General features: G+C 56.1%; 24 protein-coding genes. 16 read left to right on the top strand and 8 right to left on the bottom strand.

The annotated features are described in order from the left end of the window. The first annotated feature begins 16 nt into the window (after window positions 1-16). Window positions 17-1,213 (top strand): NnrS family protein, encoded by a 1,197-nt coding sequence (locus tag ACXADZ_RS18875; RefSeq protein ID WP_475198848.1) that lies wholly within the window; start codon window positions 17-19, stop codon window positions 1,211-1,213. Window positions 1,214-1,234: 21 nt separating this feature from the next. Here ACXADZ_RS18875 and ACXADZ_RS18870 read toward each other — a convergent pair whose 3' ends face one another. Further along, entirely contained in the window at window positions 1,235-2,341 is a 1,107-nt protein-coding gene (locus ACXADZ_RS18870) for a Hint domain-containing protein (protein WP_475198845.1), read from the bottom strand. Between the two features lie 241 nt (window positions 2,342-2,582). Here ACXADZ_RS18870 and ACXADZ_RS18865 point away from each other — a divergent pair, with 241 nt between their 5' ends. From ACXADZ_RS18865 to ACXADZ_RS18840, 6 genes are read left to right on the top strand one after another with little or no spacing between them, the layout of a single operon-like run. Further along, entirely contained in the window at window positions 2,583-3,032 is a 450-nt protein-coding gene (locus ACXADZ_RS18865; RefSeq protein ID WP_171094608.1) for a c-type cytochrome, read from the top strand. Window positions 3,033-3,048: 16 nt separating this feature from the next. After that, window positions 3,049-4,416 (top strand): cbb3-type cytochrome c oxidase subunit I, encoded by a 1,368-nt coding sequence (locus tag ACXADZ_RS18860; protein ID WP_171094611.1) that lies wholly within the window; start codon window positions 3,049-3,051, stop codon window positions 4,414-4,416. After that, complete coding sequence (locus tag ACXADZ_RS18855; protein ID WP_475198838.1) at window positions 4,416-5,231, top strand: AAA family ATPase; 816 nt, start codon at window positions 4,416-4,418, stop codon at window positions 5,229-5,231. Before ACXADZ_RS18860 ends, ACXADZ_RS18855 begins: the two co-directional genes overlap by 1 nt. A gap of 9 nt (window positions 5,232-5,240) precedes the next feature. Next, a complete protein-coding gene (locus tag ACXADZ_RS18850; RefSeq protein ID WP_475198835.1) occupies window positions 5,241-7,166 on the top strand; it encodes a nitric oxide reductase activation protein NorD in 1,926 nt (641 codons plus the stop codon). Continuing rightward, the gene (locus tag ACXADZ_RS18845) at window positions 7,163-7,711 is read left to right on the top strand and encodes a cytochrome c oxidase subunit 3 (protein ID WP_475198832.1); all 549 of its coding nucleotides are present in this window, start codon (window positions 7,163-7,165) and stop codon (window positions 7,709-7,711) included. The genes ACXADZ_RS18850 and ACXADZ_RS18845 overlap by 4 nt, the downstream gene beginning before the upstream one ends. A 4-nt stretch (window positions 7,712-7,715) precedes the next feature. Beyond that, the gene (locus tag ACXADZ_RS18840; protein ID WP_475198828.1) at window positions 7,716-8,003 is read left to right on the top strand and encodes a cytochrome C oxidase subunit IV family protein; all 288 of its coding nucleotides are present in this window, start codon (window positions 7,716-7,718) and stop codon (window positions 8,001-8,003) included. Between the two features lie 56 nt (window positions 8,004-8,059). Here the strand turns inward: ACXADZ_RS18840 and hemA are convergent, their stop codons facing one another. Further along, on the bottom strand, window positions 8,060-9,283 hold the full coding sequence (hemA, locus tag ACXADZ_RS18835; RefSeq protein ID WP_475198826.1) for a 5-aminolevulinate synthase: 1,224 nt from the start codon (window positions 9,281-9,283) through the stop codon (window positions 8,060-8,062). Between the two features lie 185 nt (window positions 9,284-9,468). Between hemA and ACXADZ_RS18830 the strand changes: the two genes are divergently transcribed. Beyond that, window positions 9,469-10,161: a Crp/Fnr family transcriptional regulator gene (locus ACXADZ_RS18830; RefSeq protein ID WP_171094622.1), complete on the top strand. Its 693-nt coding sequence runs from the start codon at window positions 9,469-9,471 to the stop codon at window positions 10,159-10,161. A 106-nt stretch (window positions 10,162-10,267) separates the two neighbouring features. On the opposite strand, the gene ACXADZ_RS18825 is transcribed toward ACXADZ_RS18830, so the two are convergent. The 6 genes from ACXADZ_RS18825 to ACXADZ_RS18800 all read right to left on the bottom strand — a co-directional run bounded on the left by ACXADZ_RS18825 (window position 10,268) and on the right by ACXADZ_RS18800 (window position 18,223). Continuing rightward, window positions 10,268-13,573, bottom strand: a complete 3,306-nt coding sequence (locus tag ACXADZ_RS18825; protein WP_475198824.1) for an ATP-binding protein — start codon at window positions 13,571-13,573, stop codon at window positions 10,268-10,270. Window positions 13,574-13,768: 195 nt separating this feature from the next. After that, window positions 13,769-15,028: a TRAP transporter large permease gene (locus ACXADZ_RS18820; protein WP_475198822.1), complete on the bottom strand. Its 1,260-nt coding sequence runs from the start codon at window positions 15,026-15,028 to the stop codon at window positions 13,769-13,771. Beyond that, a complete protein-coding gene (locus ACXADZ_RS18815; RefSeq protein WP_475198820.1) occupies window positions 15,025-15,558 on the bottom strand; it encodes a TRAP transporter small permease in 534 nt (177 codons plus the stop codon). The genes ACXADZ_RS18820 and ACXADZ_RS18815 overlap by 4 nt, the downstream gene beginning before the upstream one ends. Before the next feature lie 63 nt (window positions 15,559-15,621). Continuing rightward, entirely contained in the window at window positions 15,622-16,596 is a 975-nt protein-coding gene (locus tag ACXADZ_RS18810) for a TRAP transporter substrate-binding protein (protein ID WP_475198818.1), read from the bottom strand. A 24-nt stretch (window positions 16,597-16,620) separates the two neighbouring features. Beyond that, window positions 16,621-17,163 (bottom strand): 3-hydroxyanthranilate 3,4-dioxygenase, encoded by a 543-nt coding sequence (locus ACXADZ_RS18805; protein WP_475198817.1) that lies wholly within the window; start codon window positions 17,161-17,163, stop codon window positions 16,621-16,623. 106 nt (window positions 17,164-17,269) lie between these two features. Next, window positions 17,270-18,223: a dihydrodipicolinate synthase family protein gene (locus tag ACXADZ_RS18800; protein WP_475198815.1), complete on the bottom strand. Its 954-nt coding sequence runs from the start codon at window positions 18,221-18,223 to the stop codon at window positions 17,270-17,272. Window positions 18,224-18,370: 147 nt separating this feature from the next. On the opposite strand from ACXADZ_RS18800, the gene ACXADZ_RS18795 reads away from it, so the two are divergent. From ACXADZ_RS18795 to ACXADZ_RS18760, 8 genes are all read left to right on the top strand, one after another. Next, window positions 18,371-19,144, top strand: coding sequence for an aspartate dehydrogenase (locus ACXADZ_RS18795; RefSeq protein ID WP_171094643.1), 774 nt, complete (start codon window positions 18,371-18,373; stop codon window positions 19,142-19,144). A 2-nt stretch (window positions 19,145-19,146) separates the two neighbouring features. After that, window positions 19,147-20,112: a LysR substrate-binding domain-containing protein gene (locus tag ACXADZ_RS18790; RefSeq protein ID WP_475198813.1), complete on the top strand. Its 966-nt coding sequence runs from the start codon at window positions 19,147-19,149 to the stop codon at window positions 20,110-20,112. Between the two features lie 81 nt (window positions 20,113-20,193). After that, a complete protein-coding gene (locus ACXADZ_RS18785; protein WP_475198812.1) occupies window positions 20,194-21,624 on the top strand; it encodes an NAD-dependent succinate-semialdehyde dehydrogenase in 1,431 nt (476 codons plus the stop codon). A gap of 117 nt (window positions 21,625-21,741) precedes the next feature. Then, window positions 21,742-23,268, top strand: coding sequence for a PAS domain S-box protein (locus ACXADZ_RS18780; protein WP_475198810.1), 1,527 nt, complete (start codon window positions 21,742-21,744; stop codon window positions 23,266-23,268). Next, window positions 23,243-23,980: an ATP-binding protein gene (locus ACXADZ_RS18775; RefSeq protein ID WP_475198808.1), complete on the top strand. Its 738-nt coding sequence runs from the start codon at window positions 23,243-23,245 to the stop codon at window positions 23,978-23,980. Before ACXADZ_RS18780 ends, ACXADZ_RS18775 begins: the two co-directional genes overlap by 26 nt. A gap of 136 nt (window positions 23,981-24,116) precedes the next feature. Then, window positions 24,117-25,223: a cytochrome-c peroxidase gene (locus ACXADZ_RS18770; RefSeq protein ID WP_475198806.1), complete on the top strand. Its 1,107-nt coding sequence runs from the start codon at window positions 24,117-24,119 to the stop codon at window positions 25,221-25,223. An 11-nt stretch (window positions 25,224-25,234) separates the two neighbouring features. After that, window positions 25,235-26,419 carry a cytochrome-c peroxidase gene (locus ACXADZ_RS18765; RefSeq protein WP_171094650.1) on the top strand — a complete coding sequence of 395 codons (1,185 nt, stop codon included), beginning with the start codon at window positions 25,235-25,237 and terminating at the stop codon, window positions 26,417-26,419. Window positions 26,420-26,424: 5 nt separating this feature from the next. After that, complete coding sequence (locus ACXADZ_RS18760; protein ID WP_170675639.1) at window positions 26,425-26,994, top strand: arsenate reductase (azurin) small subunit; 570 nt, start codon at window positions 26,425-26,427, stop codon at window positions 26,992-26,994. The last annotated feature ends 2 nt before the right edge of the window (window positions 26,995-26,996 follow it).

Raw genomic sequence — 26,996 nt, 5'->3', positions numbered from 1 at the left:
GCTATGGAGAGCGGTCATGGCATCTGTGATAAAACGCGTTTTCAGTGAGGGATTTCGTGTCTTTTTCCTCTTGGCGGGTCTTTATGGTGTGTTCGCAGGGTTAGCTTGGGGCGCATGGTTGGCTTCGCTGGACGGTCTGTTGCCATTTTGGGATCAAAGCTATGCCATGCCACCGGTTATGTGGCACGCCCATGAAATGATATTTGGCTATGCGACAGCGGCCTTGGGTGGGTTTTTCCTGACCGCTGTTCCAAATTGGACCGGTGCCCCCGAGGCGCGGGCACGCTTTATTACTGTTGTCGCGTTTCTGTGGATTGCCGGGCGGGTGGCCGTCTGGTTTTCAGGTTCATTGTCGCCCTTGCTCGTGGCCTTTTTGGATCTGATTTTTGTGCCAATTCTGGCACTTAAAGTTGCGAGTCAGTTGTTCCGTCGACCCAAGCCGCAAAACATGGTGTTTGTGTATCTTCTGGGTTTGATCTGGATCGCCAATCTGATGGTCCATCTGGAATGGATCGGAGTAACCGCTGATACGTTGAACACAGGGGTCCGGGCGGGGTTGCTTGCTCTTTGCTCGATGATCGCGATTCTGGGCGGCCGGATCACACCAGCTTTTACCCGCAATGCAATGAAACGCGCGGGTCAGCCAGAGGCGTCCTGGCCTGTTTCGGTGCCGCAGCTAGACAAGGCGGCGATGTTTCTGGCGCTGCTTCTGCCTTTGCTTGTGCTGACGCTGCAAACAAGCCCGGTGGCAGGTGTTGTTGCTCTGGTGTTGGGCTGCGTGCAACTATCGCGCATGGCCCGTTGGAGAGCACGATGGGCTATGCGCCAGCCAATCCTTCTGGCTTTGTTTTTAGGTCTCGGAATGTTGGCTCTTGGACTGATTCTTTGGGGGCTGGCAGCTATTGGGTTTGGCAACGAGGTTGGTGCGATTCACCTGCTGGGGATCGGTTGCGTGGGCGGCATGACCCTCGCGGTCATGAGCCGCGCTGCTCTGGGTCACAGTGGCCGCCCGATTGTTGCACCGTCTCCGATGGTGATTGCTTATGGGTTGATGGCCGCTGCGGCTTTGGTGCGTTGGTTGGGGTCAGAGCTGACAGGCGGCTATATGACCGCCATGTTGATGGCTGACGGCCTTTGGATTGCAGCTGTTGGGCTGTATGTCTTCGCAATGTGGCCTGCTTTGACAGGACCTCGGGTGGCAAAGGCGCTTTGAGCCCAACTGGCTCTCCGAGACCTAGCATTCGGAAATCAGCGGGCGCTCATTCTTGATATGCCGAGAGACTAGAGCGCGTGCGCGCCTGCCCTTATCCGGGATTTGTCTTGCTGGCTGTGGGATGTAGTTTGGTTGCGCAAGCTCTGGAAATAGTTCGAGGATTTCAGCGCGCGCGTCCGAGTGGATACTGGCCATGGCCTGGGCACCGGTGAACAGGCTCTCGGATGGGGCGCCTTCGGAATAGATGATCTCGTGCTGGTCGAACAGAATATGAAAATAGACGACGTCTTGCGCCATCACGTCCACATTTATGCCCGGAATGCCAACCAGTTTGTGCGCCGGAACCAGAACTTCTGCGCTGTCGAACATACGAACGGCGATGGGCGAACGAAGCATCATCCGATGTTGAGGCGAGACCAAGAGGTCCCGTTCCGGCAGCCCTTTGCCAAGGCTTCCGGCTGCTATCCGAATGGGCAGAAGTTTTGGGCGCGCGGCCAAGTCGGTCGCATCCAACAGACGCGAACCAATCCAGCGTATTTCTTGCGGCCCGTTATCGGCTGTCACAACAAAATCCCCGACACGCAGATCTTCTATGGAAACAGGGCCATCTGGTGTCGTGATCCGTGTTCCGGCCACGAAGCAGGGAACATCGATAATTGCGGTAGGGTCTGATGTGTCTGGTGCGTTGGTCGGTGTTACGTTTGACCTGACAAAGGAATAAGTCGTTCCTGCCACCAGAGGTTCTGAGGTGATGTATCCGACCAGATTACCTTCAACCTCGACACGGAATACGTCTATGGTGCCGCCACCCGGCTTGCTGAGGCTGTACGATTCCTCGAGATAGATCGCACCTGAGTCGATCGTGACAGAACCATCAAGGTTGGTCACAACACCGGTCTGGGTCAGGTCATCGCCAAATTCGTTATTGAACCGATCGCCGTTAAAGTCTGTCCCATTGTCGGGGGCGCCATTGACCAGCGTACCCCCGGCCGCGTCAGTTACATCAAAGACCCGTCGATCTGTCGCGGCATCGTAAGTCCCCGAAAGCGTGATATTGCCGGTGTTAAACCCAGTGAAGTTTAGTGAAATAACCCCCGGCTCGTAGCCGATATATGAATAGTTCGCCATCGATTAACCCGTCACTATTTTACTGCTGATCCGAAGCGTTGGCACACTCTCCGGCTACTCTCACGCGATATCAGTTAACATCGTGTGATTTTAAGTCAATTTCTGGGCGCGATTTGGGTGCTCATAAAGAACTTTAGAGACATCATCGCGTCACATCCAATGTCTTGACTTTCGTTAAGGCATGGATGCGCGCCGCCCGCCATGCTGACAACACTAGCTAATCTGCGCAAAGGAGAGCGCGATGCGAGAAGTCATGACAAAGAGCATGGCTCGCAACATATTCTATGGCGGGTCACTGTTCTTCATCCTCATCTTTCTGGCCCTGTCGGCCCATTCGCACCTGTATATCGTTAATTCGGAAAACGCCGCCAAACTTGATGAAAGCGTGATCCGCGGCAAGCATGTCTGGGAAAAACACGCCTGTATCAACTGCCATACGATCCTTGGGGAAGGTGCTTACTATGCCCCCGAAGTGGGCAATGTGATGACCCGCTGGGGTGTGCTGGATGACCCGGAATCAGCCTTTGAATCCCTCAAAGGCTGGATGGAAGCACAACCGACCGGCATTCCCGGCCGCCGGCAGATGCCCAATTTCAACCTCAGCGACGAAGAAATCCGCGACCTGACCAACTTCCTGATCTGGACGGACAATATCGACGCTCAGGACTGGCCGCCCAACGAGGCAGGCTGAGAAAGGGAACGGAGCAATGAAATACGAATCCCAAAAAATCGCCTATGCCTACTTTGCGGTAGCCATGGCCTTGTTCGCAATACAGGTGATCGGCGGCCTGCTGGCCGGTTTCATCTATGTATTCCCAAACTTCCTGAGTGAGCTTCTGCCATTCAACATCGTTCGGATGCTGCACACCAACTCTCTGATCGTCTGGTTGTTGCTGGGCTTCTTCGGTGCGGCGTACTTCCTGATCCCGGAAGAGACCGAGCGCGAAATCCATTCGCCAACGCTGGCCTACCTTCAGCTGATCATTCTTGTGGTCGGTACATTAGGTGTGGTCGTAACTTATGTCTTCAACCTGTTTGAAGGCAACTGGCTTCTGGGCAAAGAGGGGCGCGAGTTCCTTGAACAACCCAAATGGGTCAAGGCGGGCATCGTCGTGGCCGCGCTGATGTTCCTCTACAACGTGTCGATGACCGTTTTGAAGGGCAAAAAGACGGCCATCTCCAACATCCTTCTGTTGGGCCTTTGGGGGCTGGCTTTGCTGTTCCTGTTTGCCTTCTACAACCCCGGCAACCTGTCCCTGGACAAGCAGTACTGGTGGTATGTTGTCCACCTGTGGGTGGAAGGCGTCTGGGAGCTTATCATGGCTTCGATCCTGGCCTACCTGATGCTGAAGCTGACCGGTGTGGACCGTGAGATCGTCGAAAAATGGCTGTATGTCATCGTCGCCGCCGCGCTGTTCTCGGGCATCCTTGGCACAGGGCACCACTATTACTGGATCGGTACACCTGCATACTGGCAGTGGATCGGGTCGATCTTCTCCAGCCTTGAGGTGATCCCGTTCTTTGCAATGATGGCCTTTGCCTTCGTCATGGTTTGGAAGGGCCGCCGCGACCACCCCAACAAGGCTGCGCTGCTGTGGTCGCTGGGCTGTGCCACGCTTGCCTTCTTTGGTGCCGGTGTCTGGGGCTTCCTGCACACGCTGCACGGGGTGAACTATTATACCCACGGCACGCAGATCACTGCCGCACACGGTCACCTGGCCTTCTACGGCGCCTATGTCTGCCTCAACCTGGCGATCTTCACCTACGCGATGCCAATCCTTAAAAACCGGGATCCGTATAACCAGGTGCTGAACATGGGCTCGTTCTGGCTGATGACCAGCGGCATGGTCTTCATGACCTTCGTGCTGACCTTCGGTGGTACCGTGCAAACGCACATGCAGCGCGTGGTTGGTGACTACTTCATGGATGTGCAGGACCAAATCGCAGTCTTCTACTGGATGCGTCTTGGTTCCGGTGTGGTTGTTGTTCTTGGAGCACTGTTGTTCATTTACTCGATCTGGGTGCCCCGGAAAGAGGTCATTGAACCCGGCGCAGCCGAAACCCCTGCGGAGTGATGGATATGGACGGCTCCATGAAACTGAATGAGGGGGCGGCGAACGCCCCCTTCTACCTGCCCCAAGGCGATGAATGCGATGTGTTCTGCGCCGCGTATAACAACGACCTGCCGGTTCTGCTGAAAGGTCCGACAGGATGCGGAAAGACCCGCTTTGTGGCCCACATGGCGGCTAAACTCGGCCGCCCGCTTTACACCGTGGCCTGTCATGATGATTTGGCCGCAGCCGACCTGATCGGGCGCTACTTGCTGAAAGGTGGCGAAACCGTCTGGGTCGATGGCCCCCTGACCCGGGCGGTGCGCGAAGGCGCGATCTGCTATCTTGATGAGGTGGTCGAGGCCCGTAAGGACGTCACCGTCGTCCTACACCCGCTGACCGACGACCGGCGCATCCTGCCGATTGACCGCACAGGTGAAGAGCTTGAGGCCGTGCCCGGCTTTATGCTCGTCGCCTCTTACAACCCCGGATACCAGAATATCCTGAAAACCCTGAAACCCTCGACCCGTCAGAGGTTTATCTCGCTCGAGTTCGACTTCCCTTCGCCTGAAATGGAAGCGCAAGTCGTCGCTCAGGAAAGTGGTTTGCCGCTGGAACGCTGCAAACCACTGGTGCGACTGGCGAACAAGCTGCGCGGGCTCAAGGGTCAGGACCTTGAGGAAGGCGTTTCCACCCGTCTGGTCGTTTATGCCGCGACGCTGATCGCGCAAGGCATGTCCACCGACCGCGCCATCCTCGCCGCTATGGTTGAACCTCTGACAGATGACGAGGACATCAAACGCGGGCTCCTCGATCTTGTCACGGCTGTCTTTGGGTGAGGCCGGCCGATGGTCAAGATCGACTTTGAGCCATGGGAACCCGAAGAAACGATCGGGAAACTGTGGCACACCCTTGCCAGCCGCCTCGATGCACCCCAGGTGCATGAAGGAGCCGCGGTCGATCTGTCTCAGGTCGCGGGGCGGCTGGCTGTCCTCTTTCGAGGACTTGGGGGTAGTCCGGGCGTTGAATTGCGCCCGGTCTCACCCGAGGTTTCGCACCACCGTTTAAGTTGGCGGCGCCGATTGGCGACTGAGGCCGAACTAATGCCCCGCGCATCGTTTGACGGTGAAGTGCTTCGGCTACCGGATCGCCTGGCTGTGTTCCCTGCGCGTGAAGCAAATGGCGCACTTTATGTCTGGCTGGCCGCGGCTGCGGCTCATGCCGGAACCCGCATCGACGAAGATGACCCATTACGCGCTGACCTGCGCGCCCTGATCGCAGCCCGCCACATGGTGGAGGCAACACTGGGAAATGCGCCCGGACTACGTCCGCTTTATATCGAGCTGTGCAAAGGCGTTCTGCATCACCGTGACGTTCCCGACCTGCCGCCCGATGAAGCAGCAGTGGAAGAGCTTGTCCGTCATATGCTTGGCGATCCTGCCCTTCTGTCTTCAAGGGCAGAGCATCTTCTGGCGCTGGATGATGACGAACTGGCTGCGCCGCGGGGCTATCAACACTTCCGACCGGTTCCCCTGTGGCCCGAATTGCGGGCGGTTGGGTTTTCAGAACATAACGAGGTGGAAAACCCCGAGACCGAGGGCGAACCTGAAGAATCTGGTGAGAAAACCCATCGGGCCCGCCGCCGAAAATCCGATCAGGCCGAGCGCAGCGACAGTTTCATCCTGCACAAATTCGAAGCGATCCTCAGCTGGGCCGAGTTCCTGAATATCAACCGCCGCATCGATGACGACGATCCTGACAATGCCAAGAAAGCCGCTGACGATCAGGAAGAGATCGGCTTGGGCCAGATCTCAAAAGCGACGCCGACCAAATTGAAATTGCATCTGGACCTTGCGCCCGAGGATGTGAACCGCGAACGCTTGTCAGGTCGGATCCTGTACCCTGAATGGGACGTGCGGACCGGGCAATACCTGCCGGATCACGTCAATGTCCTGCTTTCAGATGCCGACATCCGAGAAGACGCGGCTGAGTTTGGCAAGGATCCCGCCACGGCCCGCCGTATCCGAGCTGTGAAACGCCAGTTCGAGGCTCTCCGCCCCGGACGGGTGATGACCCGCGGCCATCTGGACGGAGACCAGCTGGACATTGAGGCTGCGGTACGCGCCGAGACCGAGCGAAGGGCGAGCGGTGAAGGAAACGAACGCATCTGGATGCAATCGCGCCCCGAAGCCCGTGATCTGGCGGTGTCGATTCTGTTGGATGTCAGCCGCTCGACCGAAAGCGCGGTCACAGGTCGCGCCGTGATTGACATCGAACGCGAAGCTTTGGCCGCGCTTGCCTGGGGTCTGAACGCCTGTGGCGACGACTTCTCCATCCACGCGTTCAGTTCGCTGAAACGTCAACGTGTCTATGTACAACGCTGCAAACGGTTCGATGAACCAATGGGGGCTAAGGTCGAGCAACGCATTGCCTCACTGCGACCCGGTCACTACACCCGGCTCGGCGCGGCGATCCGCCATTGCTCTGCCGATCTGGCCAGCCAATCCCGCAAGCGCCGTTTGCTGCTGGTTATTACAGACGGCAAACCCAACGATCTCGACCATTACGAAGGTCGCCACGGTATTGAAGACACCTGCATGGCGGTACGTGAGGCGCGCCGCGCCGGGCAATCGGTTTTTGGCGTCACCATCGACAAAACTGGCAAAAGCTGGTTCCCACGCATGTTCGGTCAGGGCGGTTTCGCCGTCATTCCCGATCCACACCGCCTGACCATGGCTCTGCCACAGATCTACCGCCAACTGGTCGGGGCATGAGCGACGCTTCCTTGATCGACGAGCTTCCCGGCGAGTTGCTGATGTGGGTTCTGATCATATCGGAACTGCTGGTCTTCGGTACGGGCCTTATTGCCTTTATGGGCGTGCGGCTGACCGATCCTGTGGGCTTTGCCGAGGCGCAATCGCATCTCTACCGCACCGGAGCTGCCTTCAACACTGCGGTGCTGGTTACGTCAGGTTACCTTGCCGCGCAAGCTCTGCACTGGCGCCGCGCTGCGGAACGGTTCAAAGCACGGTTTGCACTTGTGTTCGCGGCTGCGCTGGGGGTTGTATTCCTTGTTATCAAAGGCGCGGAATACGCTGGAAAGGCTGAACAAGTCATCACGTATGAAACCCATCCCTTCTTTCTGTTCTATTACCTTTTGACTGGCTTCCACGCCGCCCATGTCTTGGCCGGGGTCGGACTCCTTCTCTTGGTGGCCTGGCGCGACGACCCGCGCAACATCGAGGCAGGCGCGCAGTTCTGGCACATGGTCGATCTGGTCTGGATCATGTTGTTCCCCGTGATCTACCTGTTGGGATAAAAAGATGCCCGCGTCTTCATCTTTTCACAAATACTCCCGCCGGAGGCTCCCGAACGCACTTACACGCGCGTGGTTCAACCTGTTGGCGCTCAGCATAACGTCGGCGCTGCTGACCATGTTACCGCTTGGACCTACAATCGTTGGTGCAGGTATTCTGGTCCTTGCGCTTCTCAAATGCCGCATCATCCTGGCGCAGTACCTCGACCTTGCAACCAGCCCGGCCTGGCTGCGAGGGTTTTCCGTTGCGCTGACAGGCTTTGCACTGATCGTCTTCGTCCTCTATCTGCTCTGAACAAAAATGTGCCGCCCCGAAGGGCGGCAGTTTTTCAAGCAAAGGGGTGCTTTGAACTATTGTGCGGCCATTGGCATGCGCGCGATCTGACAGCGCTGCCATAGGGCTGACAGCGCACCGACCAGGTGGTCGATATCTTCGTCCGTATGAACCGGAGACGGCGTAATCCGCAACCGCTCGGTGCCTTTGGGAACGGTGGGATAGTTGATGGGTTGGATGTAGATGCCGAATTCTTCCAGCAGGGTGTCCGAGATGAACTTGCATTTCACCGGATCGCCAACCATCACCGGGATGATGTGGCTGGGGTTGGGCAAATGCGGAATGCCTTCGGCGTCCAGCCGGGCCCGAACCTGTGCTACCCGTTGTTTTTGCAAGTCACGTTCCGTGGTCGATTGTTTCAGATGCTGAATCGAAGCCGCAGCGCCCGCCGCGATTGATGGGGGCAACGCGGTGGTGAAAATGAACCCGCTGGCAAAGCTGCGCACGAAATCGCACAGTGCGGCAGAGGCAGCGATATACCCACCCACCACACCAAAAGCCTTACCCAGCGTACCTTCAATAACTGTCAGACGATCCATAAGCCCTTCACGTTCGGCAATACCGCCTCCGCGTGGGCCGTAAAGACCGACGGCGTGGACTTCGTCCAGATAGGTCATTGCGCCGAATTTGTCGGCCAGATCGCAAATCTCTTTGATCGGAGCAATGTCGCCATCCATCGAATAGACAGACTCGAATGCGATCATCTTGGGCGCGTTGGGGTCAGCAGCGGCCAGTTTGGCTTCCAGATCCGCAAGGTCGTTGTGTTTCCAGATCACCTTCTGCGCCCGTGAGTGGCGGATGCCTTCGATCATCGAGGCATGGTTCAACGCATCAGAGAAAACTATCAGACCCGGAATCTTCGCAGCCAGCGTCCCCAACGCGGCCCAATTTGAAACATAACCCGAGGTAAACAGTAGCGCCGCTTCTTTGCCATGCAGATCAGCCAGTTCAGCCTCCAGTACCACATGGTCATGGGTGGTGCCTGAAATGTTGCGGGTTCCACCTGCTCCAGCACCGCAGCGCTCCAGCGCATCGTGCATGGCGGCGATCACCGAGGGGTGCTGACCCATGCCCAGATAATCGTTCGAACACCAGATTCGAACGTCCCGCTGAACCGGTCCATCCGTCTGCCGCGCATTCGGAAACGCCCCACAACGTCGTTGCAAATCGATGAAAACGCGATAATTGCCTTCATCTTTCAAAGTGTCGAGGCTCTGGCTGAAAAAACGCTCGAAGTCCATCTGACGTACTCCCCGGATAACTGGCTTTGAGCTGAATTTAAGGCAGTCGACTTGGTCGTGACATGACAATTGTCAAGTTTCGGCGCAAGAATAGGGCTGGCAACACTAAGCGTGCTTTGGCATAGCTTTGCCCAGGGATGATAACCCGGGGTCGGCCCGGAACGGACTAACAGGGGGATGCCTGCATGTCGCATGAGGCACAAAAGGCAATCGCACGCCAATCACTGCTATTGCGCAGCTTGCCCGAGCAGCATGTCGATACTTTGTTGCGTCAGGCCGTCTGGCGAAAATATGACCGGGGCGAGACGATTTTTCTTCAAGAGGAAGAAGCTAAAGCCGTTCACGTCGTTCTGGCCGGTTGGGTCAAGCTGTTTCGGGTTACACCTACGGGTGCGGAAGCGGTCGTCAGTGTTTTCACGCGCGGCGATAGTTTTGGTGAGGCCGTGGCCCTTCGGGATGTACCGTACCCAGTCTCGGCCGAAGCAGTGTCACCTTGCGAAGTGATGCACATTCCCAGCCCCGTACTGTTGGCGCTGATGCGGGAAGACGCGGAAATAGGTGTATCGATCCTGGCGTCTACCTTTACACACCTGCATTCACTTGTTGCGCAGCTCGAGCAGCTCAAGGCGCAAACGGGCGCGCAGCGCGTTGCAGAGTTCCTGCTTAATCTTTGTGAAATCGAAAGCGGTGCGTGCGAAGTAGAGCTGCCCTACGACAAGATGTTGATTGCTGGCCGTCTGGGAATGAAACCCGAAAGCCTGAGCCGCGCGTTTTCACGTTTGAAGTCTGTCGGTGTCAAGATTAACAGAAATCATGCCGATATCGCGGATATTGACGTTTTGCGCGATTATGCGGAAAGCGACCCGAGCGAGAGATAACCTCGGAGACTCGTAAGTCGAAGGCACGTATAGACAAATTGAACGGTAAAAATTCAGCCTGGAAGACTTTGAACTGGTCCACTTACCCTCCAGCTTGAAAATACACTTACGACGTTTTCGCATGTTCGAGCACGGCCAAAGCGTCTGCGATATCTCGGTTCTGTGCCCCCCCCGTGATCGTGCTTAGAATGCCGTCCACGTCTGGTGGAAACTGTGGTGCAAAATCGCAGCGCTCGCAGGTCCGCAAATACTCCACCGCAGTTCGCAGTTCCAACATTCTGGCTTGCTGTTCGCGCGCTGTTTTCAGAGCGCGCGCAAAAAGGGCGTCGGCAGGTTGATCCGAAGACTGCACCATTGCCTCGACTCGGTCAGTTTCAGCCTGCGCCCACCCTTCGTTGGTCAAATCTTGCTGCATGCGTGCCTCGCCCAGAAGATCTTGCGCTGTTTTTACATCCTCTGCGTTCAATGAGACCTCGGCCAATGCAGTCAGGAACAGGGGTTTGTAATTTCCCGCCCCACTGGCCCACCACGCTTCGGCAGCGTTGCGGAATGCGCCGAAAGTTTTCTGGTCCGGATGAAGCAACGCATCCGCCCAGCTGCGCCAGACATTTGCCGTCAACGTCATGAACGGAAAAGCGTGCTTTATGGCCAGAGCTTCCAGCCGCGCCACAACATCATAAACCTGTTCAGGCTCGCGCCGGAGCAGGTGCAGCATGCAAAGATAGGTCAAAGACTGCGCCAGGCTGTGCGCATGGTTCAACTCTTGCGCTGCCGAAACCGCTTGCTGTTGAATCTCGAGCGCGCGATCCGGTTCGCCGCGCATCCAGACTGCGATGCTCAGAAAACACGATGTGATGGCTGCGTGATCGGTGCCATACACATAAGCAAGGCGGCCGTGTTGTTCCGGTTCATATAACTCCAGCGCCTGTTTCAGGTGATCGCAGGCCGGTTCCAAATCCCCGATGTGCAGCAAGACCGCACCCATGGCCCGATGGGCGATCATGATATGGTGCGTTTCCTTGGTCAGCTGTGCCAGGTCCAGCAATTGTGAAGCCGTGTCTCTGGCCAAATTGTACTCGCCCCTTACAAGGTGATACGCGTAAAGGCCGTTTAGTACGGGAAACAGCTGCTCGGTTTCACCTAGCCGGTTGCACAGGTCGCGAATTCGTGCGTAAGCCGCCCCTGTTTCATCCGCCGCTATGCCTGCGGTTGAACGAAGAACGCCAGCCTGCAAAATTTGTATCCGCGTTTCTTTGCGATCCCTGTCAACGGATTCATCCAGCTTTTCCAGTAAAGAGATAGCTCTGCCCAGCTGTGTCACAGCTTCCACCCCCGCTGATCGTTCCACAGAGCGTTGACCCGCCAGATACCAGTGATCGATCGCCTGTTCTGGCATTTCCGCCATCGTGTAGTGATGGGCCAGAATTTCAGGTCCAACAGCGGTGTCTTGGTGTTCCGCCTCGTTCAGTGTTTCAACCACGCGGGCGTGCAGCGTTCGGCGCTCTCGCTTTAAAAGGCTATTGTACGCTGTGTCGCGGATCAGCGCGTGCCGATAACTAAAGGTTTCTTCGTATTCTGTTCCCGACAGCGTCATGATCCCTGCGTCCACCAACAAATCCAGACCTGCCCGCAAGGCCGTTTCATCAAAACGCGAAACCTGCGCGATTAATGGATACGAGAATTGCGGGCCAATGACCGCTCCGATCTGGGCGACCTCCTTGGCCGAGCTCAATCGATCAAGTCGGGCCATTAAGGCGTCATGAAGAGTTTTCGGGACTGATGACGACGCTGAGGTTTGGTCAGGCACATAGTCATCCGTGCTATCTGGCCGGAAACTGGCTTCCAGCAGATCCTTGGTGACTTCTTCAACATAAAGCGGAACCCCATTCGAGCGCGCCGCGATCAGGTCATAGGCTGCATTTGGAACGGTTGTGCCGAAGGCGACTTCGTCTACAATCTCCTTGATCTCTGCAAAGCCCAACTGCTTCAAATCAATATGAGTGAGATTTGAGGTAAATGACCAATCCGGGTCAAAACCTGTGCGAAAACTCATCACCATAAGAACTGATGCGTCACCGATCTGATCGACAAAAAGGTCCAGCAGCGTCTTTGTCGTCGGGTCGACCCAATGCGCGTCTTCAAAAAGCACCAAAATCGGGGCCTTTCGGGACATTGTGACCAGATGGTCCACCAGCATATCCAGGGTCTGTTTCATGACCTGCTCAGGGGTCAGATCTAGCGGGCCCAACTGATGCTCAAACGGAACTGACAGAAGCGACGCGGCCAATTTCAACGCACTTTCGGACTGTGTGCCCAAAACGCGTTTTAGCTTGTCCAATTTCTGGGTCGCGCTGTCGTCCGCTCGTAACCCTGCGGCGGACTCAAGTTGGCGAATAACGGGATACAACGCACTTGCATCATGGTAAGGTGAGCATTGGAAACGGATTTGCCGGAAAGAGGCTTCGGGGATCGTTCGGCTCAGCTCTTCAATCAGACGCGATTTACCGATACCCGCCTCGCCTGACACCAACGCCACCTGACCATGCCCCTGGCGGGCCAAATCCCATTTGCTGTGCAGCGTTTTGAACTCTAGCGTTCTGCCAACAAGAGAGTTCATCGCGATGTCACCGGACGCTATGAACCGACTTAGGGTTTGGCGCGTTCCGGTGACTTGCCAAGCTTCGACTTCCTTGGCGAAGCCTTTCAGCTGAAACGTCCCACGACGCACATATTCAAACGTGTCACCCGCAAGTTCGTGGGTTGTCGGCGCGACAATAAGCGTGCCCGGATCCGCCATGGACTGCAGCCGCGCGGCAAGGTTGGGAGTTTCCCCCATTGCCGTGCCATCCTCGAACATCTTTTCGCCACGCAAATCGCCCACAACGACCAATCCGGTTGCGATGCCGATCCGCACCTGAAGCTGGGCATGCGTTCGCAAGGCAGGGATTTCGCGAATAATTCGAAGACCTGCGTGTATGGCACGTTCGGGATCATCTTCGTGCGCGTGCGGAAATCCAAAAAACACCATGATGCCATCGCCATAATAGCTGGCGATGTGGCCGTCATAGGCTGCAACGGCTGCTGCGCAAGTTTCTTTGAACAATCTCAGAACTTCGGCCAGATCTTCGGGGTCTAGCTGTTGCGACAGCGGTGTAGAGCCCACGAGGTCAATAAACATCACTGTCAGCTGTCTGCGTTCAGCAATGATATTGGCCTCTGTGCCGGATCGACCTTGAGCACCTTGGCGAACAGCTTTCAGGAAACGGCGTCTTGGCCCAAGGGGCAGGCCAATGGTTACAAGGTCATCATCGCTGAGTTCCGAGAGATCACCCAACTCGATCTCATGCCTGGCAAAGGCATCTGCATATTTGGACAAGCCATGTTCGCTCAGCCAGTTTGCAATATCAGCCATTTGACCTTGCGCGTGACATCGTCGATGCGGTGCCACGCTCTCCGCTTTTTCGTTTAACCCTTAAGCTCGGCTTGCGAGCCGACAAGAGTATTTGATCTCATCAAGAACGACAGGACAGGGCGGGTCAAGAGCGTGGTGCGAGGACAGGATGTTTCCTGTCAATTTGCTTGGGTTGGTGGGCTTTTGGGATCAACCTTAGATCAACACCGTCGACAGGCTGGGGAAATAGCTGAGCAAAAGCAGAACCAACGCCACCGCGATCAGGAAAGGCCACAGCGATCTGAGGATCGAACCGGGTGTTGTGCCACTCATGGATGAGGCGATGTACAATCCGATCCCCACAGGCGGGGTCAGCAAACCAAGCACAAGGTTCAGGCAGGCGACGATGCCGAATTGATACGGGCTGATGTCATAGGACCCGGTTGCAATGGGCAGCAGGATAGGCGTGATCAGGATAATCGCTGCAATGCCATCAATCACCATTCCAACCAGCAACAAAGCCAGATTTACAATCAGCAGAAATACAAAGGGGTTCGAGGTGACGGATGTGATCAACCCGGCCAGATGCTGCGGTATCTCTTCGTAGATGATGACCCAACCAAACACACTGGCGGCCGCAATCATGAACAGGATCATCGAGGCATTAGCAGCGGTGCGTTTGAACATCTCGGCCAGGTTTTGCGGCTTCAGGTCGCCATAAACCAGCCAGCCCACAAGAAAGGCGATCAAGGAGGCAACCGCGGCGGACTCGGTCGGGGTGGCGATCCCGAACAGGATGCCGCCGATGATCGAAAGCGGGATCAGCAGGGCCGGAGCTGCGCTGATCAGGGACCTGAAAGCCTCGGCCCGCGTCATCCAGCGGCCTTTGGGAAACTGTTGCTTCCAACCGATCAAAGTGATGACCAGCGCGAAAGCACCAGCCAGAATTAAGCCCGGCAAAATACCCGCAATGAACATATCACCTATGGGGATCTGGGCCAGCACACCAAAGATCACAAACATCATCGATGGCGGAATGACCGGGGCCAATAGGCCACCAGCGGCTGTGGTCGCGGCGGCAAAGCCTTTGTCATAGCCTTCTTCATCCATCGCAGGGACCATGGCGCGCGACATCACCGCGATCTGCGCTGTGGCAGAGCCAATGATCGCCGCCATGAACATATTGGCCAGCAGGTTGATATAAGCCAACCCGCCACGAAATCCGCCAACAAATACCCGCGCCAGCGCGACAAGGCGTCGGGTCATGCCGCCCTCATTCATAAGCTCGCCGGTCAGCATGAACAGCGGAATAGCCAGAAGGCCATAGTTCTCAAGGCCCCCGAACATTTTCTGCGCGAAGCTGTCGTAAAGGACCGTGTTTCCGCTTTCCCAAATGTACCAGATGGCCGTGATGGCCAGTACGATCGCCACAGGAACAGACAGAAGAAGGGTGGCCAGAAAGACGATGGGACTCATGGGTGCGATCCCTTCGCCGGAGCGTGCAGCAAGTGCATGGTGGAATGCAAAGTTGCACCAAGCGCAAACAGCCACATGACAAGCCAGAACAGGTATTTTGGCAGGCCCAGGGTCAGTGTCGGCTCGGCATAGATGAAATTGAAGGTCTGACCCTGAAAAGCGAGGGTGTCAAAGCCGCTGCGCGCGATGTCCAGCGGCAGAAACCAGCGCCAACAGAACCACAGCATCGCAACGGAGAAGGCAAACACAACCACATCGACCGTCTTGCGGATTACCCGTTTAGCGTGATCCGGCACATTGTCGGAGAGAATGGAAATCGACACCGAACTGCGATGATGCAACGCTGCAGATGCCCCCAAAAACGTCATCCAAACCATGGCATAAATTGCCAGTTCATCGACCCAGAACAGCGCGTTGCCCGCTGTACGTGTAACGACATTCAGCAAAATCAGAACGGTTATGCAGACCGCCAGAAAGGCAGCGCACCACAATTCGACCCGCGCCAAGCCAGCCGACAGCCGATACAACATCGCTGTTCTCCCGTAAGAAAGGGCGCAGGTTCGACCTGCGCCCTTTTCGTCATGCCGTTTGCGTTATTTTGTTTCTGCCGCAGTCTGCCGCAAAGCGTCAAGGGAGGAGGTCTTCTCGGACCAGATCCCGTTCCACTCTTCAATCGCGTCGCCAAAGAACGCAGCGTCAACCTTTTTGTAGGCTTTGCCCGTGCCTTCGATCTGCTCCAGCCATTTAGAATCGTTTTCGACATAGGCGTCGATGGTGCTGTCGACATGTTTGGCCATCAGTTCAGAAATCATCGCTCGGTCTTCTTCGGACAAACTCGCCCAGACCTTGGCCGATACCAGACCAACCATCGGGAACATCATATGATCCGACTGCACGATGGTGTCAGCGTGTTCATAATACTTCAGAACCCAGATCAGCTCGGCATCCATGTCGATGGCGTCGACCTGGCCGTTGGCCAGCGCATCATAGACCGCTGGCAAGGGCATTGGTGTAGGCGCGGCACCTACTGCGTTGTAGAAGTCGAGGATAGGCGTGAATGGCGTGATCCGCAGCTTGAGGCCTGACAGATCTTCGGCGGATGAAACATCGCCGCGGCTGACGATCTGGCGCAGCCCGGCCATACCATATCCCAAGCCCACGACGCCGACTTGTCCCGGCAGCGGTTCCAGCATGGATTTAGCCGTGTCGGATCGCAGGATGCGACCCGCGTGACCAATGTCATCTGCCAGATAGGGAGCGTAAAATGCCCCTAACTCGGGCGCGCGGTTAGAAACCTCGGCCACCGTCATGAAAGCCATGTCTAAAGCACCGGTTTGCAATTGCTGCAACATTTCAGCTTCGTTCCCCAGCTGGCGCGCGGGGAAAACCGACACTGAATGCGCGCCACCACTGGCCTCATTCAATTCAGCCCCAAACGCATCGGCGGCTTTGGTCCAGATATGCGGTGGCGGCGTGATCAGGCCCAACCGGAACTCTTCGGCCTGAGCGGCGACGGATGACATTGCCAGCACAGCCGCAGAGGCGGCAATTTTTGCGATATGTTTCATGACTTCCCCTGTTTTGATCTTATTTCACAATGTAACCCAGCCCTCGGGCGGTTCTTTGCCTGGATGCACAGCCTGACAGTTCGGGCAAGTACGATCTTCTTCCGAGGTATAGAACTTCTGATAAACCGGAGGCAGGTCATCAACGATGGACTTTAGCTGCATTTCCGCACGATGCACCAGTGATCCGCATTCGAAGCAGTACCATTCGATGGCATCCAGCTCACCCGTCTGGCGTTTTGGTTCGATCACAAGCCCAATCGAGCCTTCCTGTGGGCGTTGCGGAGAATGGCGCACATGCGGTGGCAGCAGGAACACTTCACCTTCGCGGATCGGAACGTCATAGAATTCCTCGCCGTCAAAGATTTTCAGAACCATGTCGCCTTCCAGCTGATAGAAAAACTCTTCCACAGGATCGTCATGATAATCGGTCCGCTTGTTCGGCCCACCAACAACCGTGACCATCAGATCGGCATCTTCCCAGACCTGTCGGTTGCCTACAGGTGGCTTGAGCAGATGGCGGTGTTCGTCGATCCAGGCTTTGAAGTTGAATGCTTTCAGTTTTGACATGTCCCAATCCCTATCCCCGAAAGTTTGGCGCGTTTTTCCATAACAGCAAAGAAATTATCAGCATCTAGCTATCAGATTTCTTTATAAAGCTCAGCGCGTAACCGTTTTAGACGCGCAGGCCGCATTCGTCGAAGGCTTTGCGAATGATCGTCTTTTCAGCCTCGGTTAGTTCCAGCATCGGTGGACGCACATGGCCACCGACCTGACCCAGTAACTCCTGCCAATGTTTTCCAAATGCGGTGGGCTTGCCCGCCGGACGCGCGCGTTTCATGGCATCCCGAACAGGGTTCAGGCTGTCAAACACACGTCGCGCTTCATCCGCCTTTCCGGCAAAGGCCAGTTGCGTGTATTCGTTCATCCGCTGATCGACCTTGCTTTGCAGCTGATAAGGCGGGGAGGAACAGAGATAGAGCTTCCAGTCGAGTTCCAGGATATTGTCCAGCCATTCATGCTCGGCCGAGGTCGAGACATGGATCTTGTCTCCGACCATATGTGTCAGTTTCACATACATCTCGCGTGGGACCGAGTATTTGATGGCCACGATATTCGGCAAGTCCGCTATGCGCGCGCATTCTTCAGGCTGCATCAGATAACCGCTGTCAGGGTGGCTCCACATGGCGATGCCAATATCCAGTTCGTCACAAAAGCGTTTGTAATACTGATACAAAACCTCACCGCGATCCTGCACAAAGCTCAGAACTGGCGCGTGCAGCACGATGTAGTCCGCTCCGCAATTCTGCGCGTGATGCGCCAGCTCCAACGCCGTATTCATGTTCTGATCTGAGACCGAGACAATCACGCCGGCCTTGCCCGCGCATTCTTCGACGGCAATTTCGAAGTTCCGCTTGCGTTCCTCAAGGCTCATCGAAAAGAACTCGCCTTGTTTTCCGGCAATGAACAGGCCCTGAATGTCCAGATCGCCGATCCAATGGCGAATGTTGGCGCGCAGTCCATCCTCGTCCAGCGTCAGGTCTTCGTTGAATGGATTCAACGCCGCGGCCCAGATCCCCGTCATGTTTTCGCGAGCGTAGGCTTTGGCGTCGTGTTTTGAGTATTTCATTTTTTGCGCAGTCCCAGTGGCTTTGAGCTTATGAAAAGCACAACGCGACAGTCGATCCAGAGCAATTTCAGGGAAATGGCTATCGGAATTATTTATATCACAAACTTACCAATTCAGATTTTTTCAGTGCTGGTCTAGGGTTCAGGCATGAAAATTGCAGTCATCGGAACCGGCGCAATAGCGCAATATGTACAGCACGCCTTGTCAGAACATGGGCACGAGTTGGCGGCCATTATGGTCAGGCCGCATCGTGTCGATTCAAAATCGCCCCTGTCAGTCGGCTCGGTTGAGGATCTGCCGGATGGGGTTGATATGGTTCTTGACTGCGCAGGGCACGAGGCTTTGGCCGGTTTGGGGCCAGACATTCTGGCACGGGGTACCGATATAATCAGTGTCTCAGTCGGGGCGCTGGCGGATCAGCAGGTTGCCGACCGGTTGGACAGGGCCGCGCGACAAGGTGGGGGCCGCTTGCATTTGGCTAGTGGCGCTATTGGAGGGTTGGACTGCCTTAGCGCTGCTGCAGTTGGTCCGCTTAAGTCCGTTACCTATGTGGGGCGCAAACCACCTGCGGGGTGGAAAGGGTCGCTTGCTGAGCAATCTCTTGATTTGGGCAATATCAGCAAGGCCGAAACGCATTTTCAGGGTCCTGCCCGAGAAGCAGCGTTGGCCTATCCCAAGAATGCCAATGTCGCAGCTGCCGTTGCATTGGCGGGTGTTGGATTTGACAAAACACAAGTTCGGTTGATCGCCGATCCGACAATTCAGAAGAACATTCACGAGGTCGAGGCCGAAGGCGACTTTGGCACCTTTCAGTTTCGGATCAGTGGCACAGCTCTGCCCGACAATCCGCGAAGCTCGGCGCTTGCGGCGATGAGCGTGCTGTCCAAGCTGGATCAGCTTTGCAAACCGATTGTTCTCTAGCCATGGTTGGGCGTCATTCCCGCATCGTGGATCGTGCGTTGACCCGGCTGAAGCTGCGCCAACTGCGTCTGCTGGTCGCGGTGGGTGCGCATGGAAACATCCAGAATGCTGCGCGCGAGTTGGGAATCTCTCAACCCGCTGCCACCAAGATGATTCAGGATCTTGAGCTGGACTTCGAGGTTAAACTGTTCACGCGCACCAATCGTGGGGTGGTCCCAACTGTTTTCGGAGAGACCCTGATCCGTCATGGGAAGCTGATCTTTGCCCAGGTTTCGAACGCTGCGCAGGAACTTGATGACTTAAACGAAGGGAATTCGGGTCGCGTTGTGGTTGGCACGTTGCTTGCAGCGTCGACCAGTCTTTTGCCTGCGGCCATTGAACTGCTGCTGAAAGACCGCCCGAATGTGGCGGTCAAGATCAGCGAAGGCACCAACGAGGTCCTTATGCCCCGGCTGCTTTCAGGAGAGATCGACATGGTTGTGGGCCGTCTGCCCTCGCATCGGCATCGCGACAAGATCCGGCAGGAAAAACTGTTTGAGGATCGAATATTGGCCATTGTCGGTCCGCAGCACCCGCTGGCCGCTTGGGACGACGTGACATTTGCCCAAACCAAACCATTCGGCTGGATACTTCCCCCGCAAGAGACCACGTTGCGGCGTCAGGTCGATCATTTCTTTGTTGGCCAGCAGCAATATGTGCCGCCAGTTATGATCGAGTCGGTGTCATATCTGACGAACCGTGCGCTGTTGCAATCACGCGACTTGATCGGCCTTATGCCCGCAGAAGTCGTCGCGCAGGATATCGAAAACGGGCACCTTGCCCAGCTAGCCTGGGCGGTTCCGTTCGGGCAGGGACCGATTGGTGTGTCTTTCCGAGCAGACGATGATCTGTCGCCCGCCGGCCGTGCCTTTAAGACAGCATTGCACAGGGCGGCGCAGGGTAAACCGATCAGCTATTCACCAAAGTGATACCCGTATTTGTTCAATTCACTTGATGTAATACGAGGCGTCGCGCGATTTGAAAACGAGGCAAGAAAAGGTGTCAGCTTCATGTATCCAGAGCTTAAACTGTTCATAGATGGCGCGTGGCGAAAGACCGGACGTGACATCCCGGTGATTAACCCGGCGACCGAAGAAGAGCTTGGACGGCTGCCCTGCGCGTCGGTCAAGGACCTGGACGATGCGCTGGAAGCTGCCGTCAAGGGATTCCGCGTCTGGAGCCGCACGTCTCCTCGCGAACGCGCGGATACAATCCTGCGTGCTGCGGCCCTGATGCGCGAACGTATCGACATGATTGCGCATTCAATGACCCTGGAACATGGCAAACCCTTCAAGCAAGCCCGGCTTGAAGTGATCCGTGGGGCCGAGTTTTTTGAATGGGACGCGGGCGAGGCCATGCGAACCTATGGGCGGATCATTCCGGCGGCCTGGGGTCACAAATTCGCCGTACATCACCAGCCAATTGGCGTTGTCGCCGCGTTTTCACCGTGGAATTTTCCCATGAGCCAACCGGCCCGGAAAATTGCCGGTGCATTGGCTTCGGGGTGTTCGGTGATTTTGAAAGCCGCAGAAGAAACCCCCGCAGGGGCCTTACATATCGCCAAGGCGTTTGAAGATGCCGGGTTACCGCCGGGTGTTCTGAATTTGGTATTTGGGGAACCGGCGGAAATTTCCGGGCATCTGATCCCTCAGGACCCTGTGCGCCTTGTGGCATTTACCGGATCTACAACTGTTGGGCGACACCTGACTGCTCTGGCAGCGCAAAGTGACACACGCGTTCTGATGGAGTTGGGCGGGCATGCACCGGTCATTGTGTGCGAAGACACGGACGTACAAGCTGCAGCTATCTCTGGCGCGGTGCGCAAGATGCGCAACGCGGGGCAGGTCTGTACCTCGCCCACTCGCTTCTTTGTGCATCAAAGCATTTTCGAGACCTATGCCCATGATTTTGTGCAGCGAGCCGCTGACACCGTTGTTGGTGACGGTTTGGATGCTGAGGTCGAGATGGGACCGCTTGCCAACGATCGCCGCGTGCCCGCGCTGAGTGAATTGGTTGAAGACGCGCGCGCCAAAGGCGCGATTGTCGCTACAGGAGGTGCGCCTTTGGGAAACCAGGGTTATTTCTTCCAACCTACGGTTTTGTTGAACGTTCCTGAGACTGCGCGGATCATGCAGGAAGAACCATTTGGTCCGGTGGCCGTCATCAACCCTGTGTCGTCGTTGGACGAAGCAATCGAACAGGCAAATTCTGTTCCCTATGGTCTGGCCGGATACGCCTATACCAACAGGGCAGACTACATCGACCGACTTGTCGATGAGGTTGAGGTTGGCAACCTGTCGATTAACACTCTTGAAGCATCGATGCCGGAAACACCCTTCGGAGGGGTCAAGTCCAGCGGGTCCGGTCGTGAGGGCGGAACCGAAGGGCTTGAGAATTACATGACGGTCAAAAACGTCTGGCACTCAGCCAAGATTGTCTAAGCAAATCCGCATATCCCAAAGACGGCACGATTTGCCGCGCTTAAAGCGCTTCGCAAAAAGTGTGTCGTCCGGGTACCAAGGGTAAGTCCAAACGGCAAGGATCAGGTCGGAGGAACAATGGTGTTCACAAAGAGCCAACCCGCGACAACCAAAGGTGCCCCACCAGAAAAATCTTTGACCGCACCGCTTGGTGTGGCCATCGCGATGGGTGTCGCGCTTGCATTTATACTCTCGGTATTTCTGTACATGTCCCGAGAAACAACGGACCGTATCGGCGAGATGCGAAAGGTTTGGCAGGGTTATTCCGTCGAGACGACCCCACGCGGATATTGGATATCGGAAATCCGGGGATATTTTGGCTATGGTGGGCTGATCCACAACTTCAAGAACTACGTCTTGCGGCTTGACGCCGAATACAGTCCGATCTTGCAAACGCAGTCGCAGAACCTGCTTACAACGATTGAGACCTATCGGAATGCTGCTCCTTCGCAGATCGAACTGGATGCGTTGCAGCGGATCGAAAAGGTGGCGCGCGAGTATATCGGGAATATTCCCAAGATCGAAGCGGGCATAGCCGACGGCCTGCGTGCCGAAGAAATAGATGCTCTGGTGCGGGTCGATGACAGCGACGCACTAGAAGCGCTGTCCCAGCTCGAGGCGCTTTGGATCACCGAGCGGGATCAAAGCTTGTCAGATATGGTTCAGGCGTTCTCGGAAGGGGAACAGCTGGTGCGGCGTTTTTCTGTCCTGCTGGTTGGCTTAATTGTTGTTGTCGGCGTGATCGCGATCCTGACCACGTTGCTTATCGCCAACATCTTACGTACCAATCGTCGTCTGAAAGCCGAATTGGAGTTGCGTGAACAGGTGGAACTGGCCGAGCGCAAACTTGCACGGGCAGTCGAGCAAAGCCCGGCCTCGATCATTATCACGGACACGGAACTGAAGATCGAATATGCCAATCGCAAGTTCTTTGATCTCAGTGGATACGAAGCCGACGAGATCTATGGGCGCACCCCCAAAATGCTGCAATCAGGACATTCAGGGCAGGGGGTTTACACCGATCTAAGGCAGAAACTGCAACGCGGGCAAAGCTGGTACGGCATCTTTCGGAACCTCAGCAAAGACGGCAATCATTTCTGGGTGTCGACCGCGATTTTTCCTTTGGTCGATCAAAACGGCAAAGTTACCCACTACATTGGGATTGGCGAAGACATCACCGAAACCCGGCGCACGCATGAGCAATTTGCCCAAGTGCAGAAGATGGAAGCAGTGGGCATTCTGGCAGGCTCAGTTGCGCATGATTTCAACAACGTGTTGATGAGTATCACCGGGAATGCCGATTTGATCGAACTGGATGCGGATGGGAATGACGATATCCAGACCTCGGTCAACCATATTCGAATTGCTGCGCGCCGCGCGCAAGCGTTGGTCCGCAAGATGTTGACCTTCGCCCGGCAAAGACCACGTAACCCGCGCCGTGGCGATATGGTCAAAGCCACCCAGGAAGCACTGGACCTTATTCGGGTGTCTGCACCACCCAGTGTCCAAACACGCTTCGATGTAGAGATCGAAACTGCTTTTTCCGATTTTGATGGCACCCTGTTCTTCCAGAACTCTTTTGAACCTGTGTCACAATGCGTTTGAAGCTATCGGCGATCAGCCCGGCGAAGTTGTGTTGCGTATAGGCTTGGCCGAAAAGGATGCGCTGGATGACCGGCCAGACGGCGCCATCGGCGTAATCCGTCTGGATGTCAGTGACACGGGCCCGGGCATTGCCCAGGACCTGCAGGAACAGGTGTTCCAACCCTTTTTTTCCACGAAGCCTGTTGGCAAAGGCACCGGTCTGGGCCTGACTATCGTGCACAACACGGTTGAGGAATGCCATGGTCGTGTTGAACTGCATTCTGAGCCTGGCAAAGGCACCTGTTTCAGACTGTACTATCCGTTGATGCCTGCGCTCAGCCTTGAAGATCAGGCCGAGGTCGAAGCCGTAGCCGGTGACGAACATGTCCTGTTGGTCGACGATGATGAGAATATCCTTTACGTGACCCGTCGATTGCTGACGAGATATGGCTATCGGGTCGAGGCGTATTCCGATCCGCTAAAAGCGCGTGATGCGTTTCGCGAGAACCCCGACGGCTATGACATCCTGATCAGCGACCTGATGATGCCTGGCCTTCGGGGTACAGATCTGATCGAATCCGTACGCGCGGTGCGGTCTGATTTGCCTGCGATTTTGATCAGCAGTTATTTCGACGATGCCGAGGTAACGGTTGCAGGAGCTTCACCCATCATGGTTCAAAAACCACTGGAAGTTCAGTCGCTTGCCCGGATCATCCGATCTCAAATGACCTGAGCTTGTAACATAATTTAACATCTCTTCTCATAGTTTAACAAAGCTCAAATTCTCACGAAACAACTGCTCCTTAGTATTTGCTTAGCCGGTCCTTGGCCAAGCCGAGAGATCGGAATAGCGAAAAAGGGGCTTTTAGATGATGACCAAAGCCAGAACATGGTTCTCGGCGCTATCGACAGTTTCGCTGCTGACGATGGGCGTCACGTTCCCGGTTCACCAGGCCCAGGCGGATGAGCCGGGCCCGGTAGAAGCCATAGAGTTCGACCCAGCCAAGGCGGCCCTTGGCAAACGACTGTTTTTTGATCCACGACTGTCTGGCGACACCGAGCTGTCTTGTGCCAGCTGCCACCAGCCGGAAAACGGGTTCACCGACGGACAAGCGCTGTCAGACGCATATGCGGGCAGCCTGCATTTCCGCAACGTGCCGACGCTGATAAACAGCGCCAAGCGCGCAGCGTGGTTCCACGACGGTCGCATAGGCACCAACCTCAACGATGTGACCCGCGAAAGCATCACCGAGACATACTCGATGAATATGGACATGCGCCTGATGCAGGAACGCATCAAGCAGGACCCGGTCTACGTCGAGATGTTCGAAGCCGCCGGATTTGGCGAACCTTCGAACGGCGGTGTCCGCAATGCGATCCCGGAATACCTGAAAACGCTGATTTCGCGCGGGGCACCTTTTGACTCGGGTGAGATGTCGGATGAGGCCAAAGCGGGGTACGAGTTGTTCAACGCAAGCGGCTGTAACTCGTGCCACTCGGGCGAGCGGTTCACCGATGACCTGCCGCACAATATCGGTGTTGGCGACAATCTCGATATCTGGGCAACTCCGGAACGTCACATCACTTTCGTGACCATGATGAAGTTCCTCGGCGTCGAGAACTACATGAACCTGCGCGCCGATCCTGGTGCGTATATCCGCACCCACACCACTGACACGTTCGGCACCTTCATGACCCCAACGCTGCGCGAGCTGACCTATACGGCACCGTATATGCATAACGGGTCGATTGCGACGCTGGAGGATGTGGTCGCATTCTACAACGCCGGTGGCGGTGACGACGAAAACAAGGATCCGCGCATCAAACCGCTGAACCTGAACGAGACCGAGCAAGCACAACTGGTGGCCTTCCTCAAGGCATTGTCCGGCGAGCCACTGACCGGCCCCGAATTCGTCGCCGAAGAGATCGATACGGACTATGCGCCGATCGAAAACTGGCAAGACGCAACAAACTGAGGAGTGGACCCATGAAAGACCTTAAGTCTTACCTTTCAGGCACAATCGCCACCGCTGCCCTGTTTGCCGTCCTTGGTTCGCAGGCCATCGCGGAAACCAGTATGGAGATTGAGGCCGGTATCGGCGGGGCAGACCCCGACCCTGATGCGCCATTGGTAGCGCTGGGTGAACCACCCATCCCGCTGGACAACCCCCAGACCGACGCCAAGATCGAACTGGGCAAAATGCTGTTCTTCGATCCGCGTCTGGGCGGTAACCCGTCGACCCCGTGTTCAGCCTGTCACCTGCCTGAAGTGGGCTGGGATGTCGAGGCACCGATCTCGTTTGGCTATCCGGGTACAACCCACTGGCGCAACAGCCAGACCGTTGTGAACTCGGCTTACTATGGGAAACTGTTCTGGGCGGGTTCGTCCAAGAGCCTTGAGAGCCAAGCCAAATCCGCCGCAGGCGGTGCAGTCGCCGGCAATGGCGAGGCCGACATGATGGAGGCGCGTCTGGCTTTTGTTCCCGAATATGTCGAACGCTTTAACGATGTCTTCGGTGATCAATGGCCGCGCATCAGCAACGCATGGCGCGCCATCGCCGCGTTTGAGCGCACCATTGTTCAGACCGACACGCCCTTCGACAATTATCTGCGCGGGGATGATGCGGCACTGACGGACGAGCAAAAGCGCGGGTTGGAGTTGTTCACCGGCAAGGCGCAATGTTCCGAATGCCACAACGGTGCGCTGCTGTCGGATGAGAAATATTACAACACCGGCGTGCCCCCCTATGACGGTTGGCAGGATGATGGTTTGGCTCAAGTCACTTTCCGGTATGAGCTTTATGCCAAAGGCTCGACCGAAGAGATGTATCGCCACACCAAGGACGACCCCGGCTTTTATTTCCGCACCAAGGAAAAGGCTGACAAGGGCAAGTTCCGAACACCAAGCCTGCGCTACACCCTCTATACCGAACCTTACATGCACAATGGCATGTTAGAGACGCTTGAGGATGTGGTCGAATTCTACAACCAGGGCGGTGGCGAGAATGAGTTCTCGGCCAACAAAACCCAGCTGATCCAACCCCTTGGCCTGAATGATCAGGAAAAGGCGGATCTGGTGGCCTTCCTGAAATCCCTGTCCGGTGACGAGATCCTGGTCGAAGAACCTGATCTGCCGGATTACCAGCCGCTTCCTGCGGCAGCAGAGGAGTAAGCGTCATGACAGATCATAACGCAACCGGATGCAGCTGTTCGGGCGAGGCCAAAAAGGCCTGCACCGTGAACCGCCGTCAGTTCCTGTTCGCCTCGGGGGCCACGACCTTTGCCGTGATGGTGGCCATGCCCACCCGTCACGGCCAGGCCGAACAGGTTCCCGCCCTAGTATCCACCTATCCGCGCAAGCTGATCGGCAAACTGTCCGAGCTGGAACAGGATGTTCCGGTCGAATTCTACTACCCGGATGAGGGCGATTATTCGGACTCGATCCTGGTCAAGACCGGCGTGGAAAGCGGCGGTGGCATCGGTCCGCAAAAGGATGTTGTGGCTTTCAACCTCACCTGCACCCACCAGGGCGGGTCGATGTACGACAGCTACAAACCCGAACATAAGGTGCTGGGCCCATGCCCGCTGCACCTGTCCACCTATGACGTGACACGGCACGGTATCCTCGTTTCGGGGCAAGCCTACCAGTCTTTGCCTCAGGTTCTTTTGGAACTGGACGGTGATGACATTTACGCCGTTGGCATGTTCGGCCTGATCTACGGCCGCTACGACAACCTGATTGCATAAGG

Source organism: Ruegeria sp. ABM4_193 (assembly GCF_056158705.1).
The sequence above is the reverse complement of the archived record's forward strand: the minus strand, read 5'-3'. Positions and strand labels throughout refer to the sequence as shown.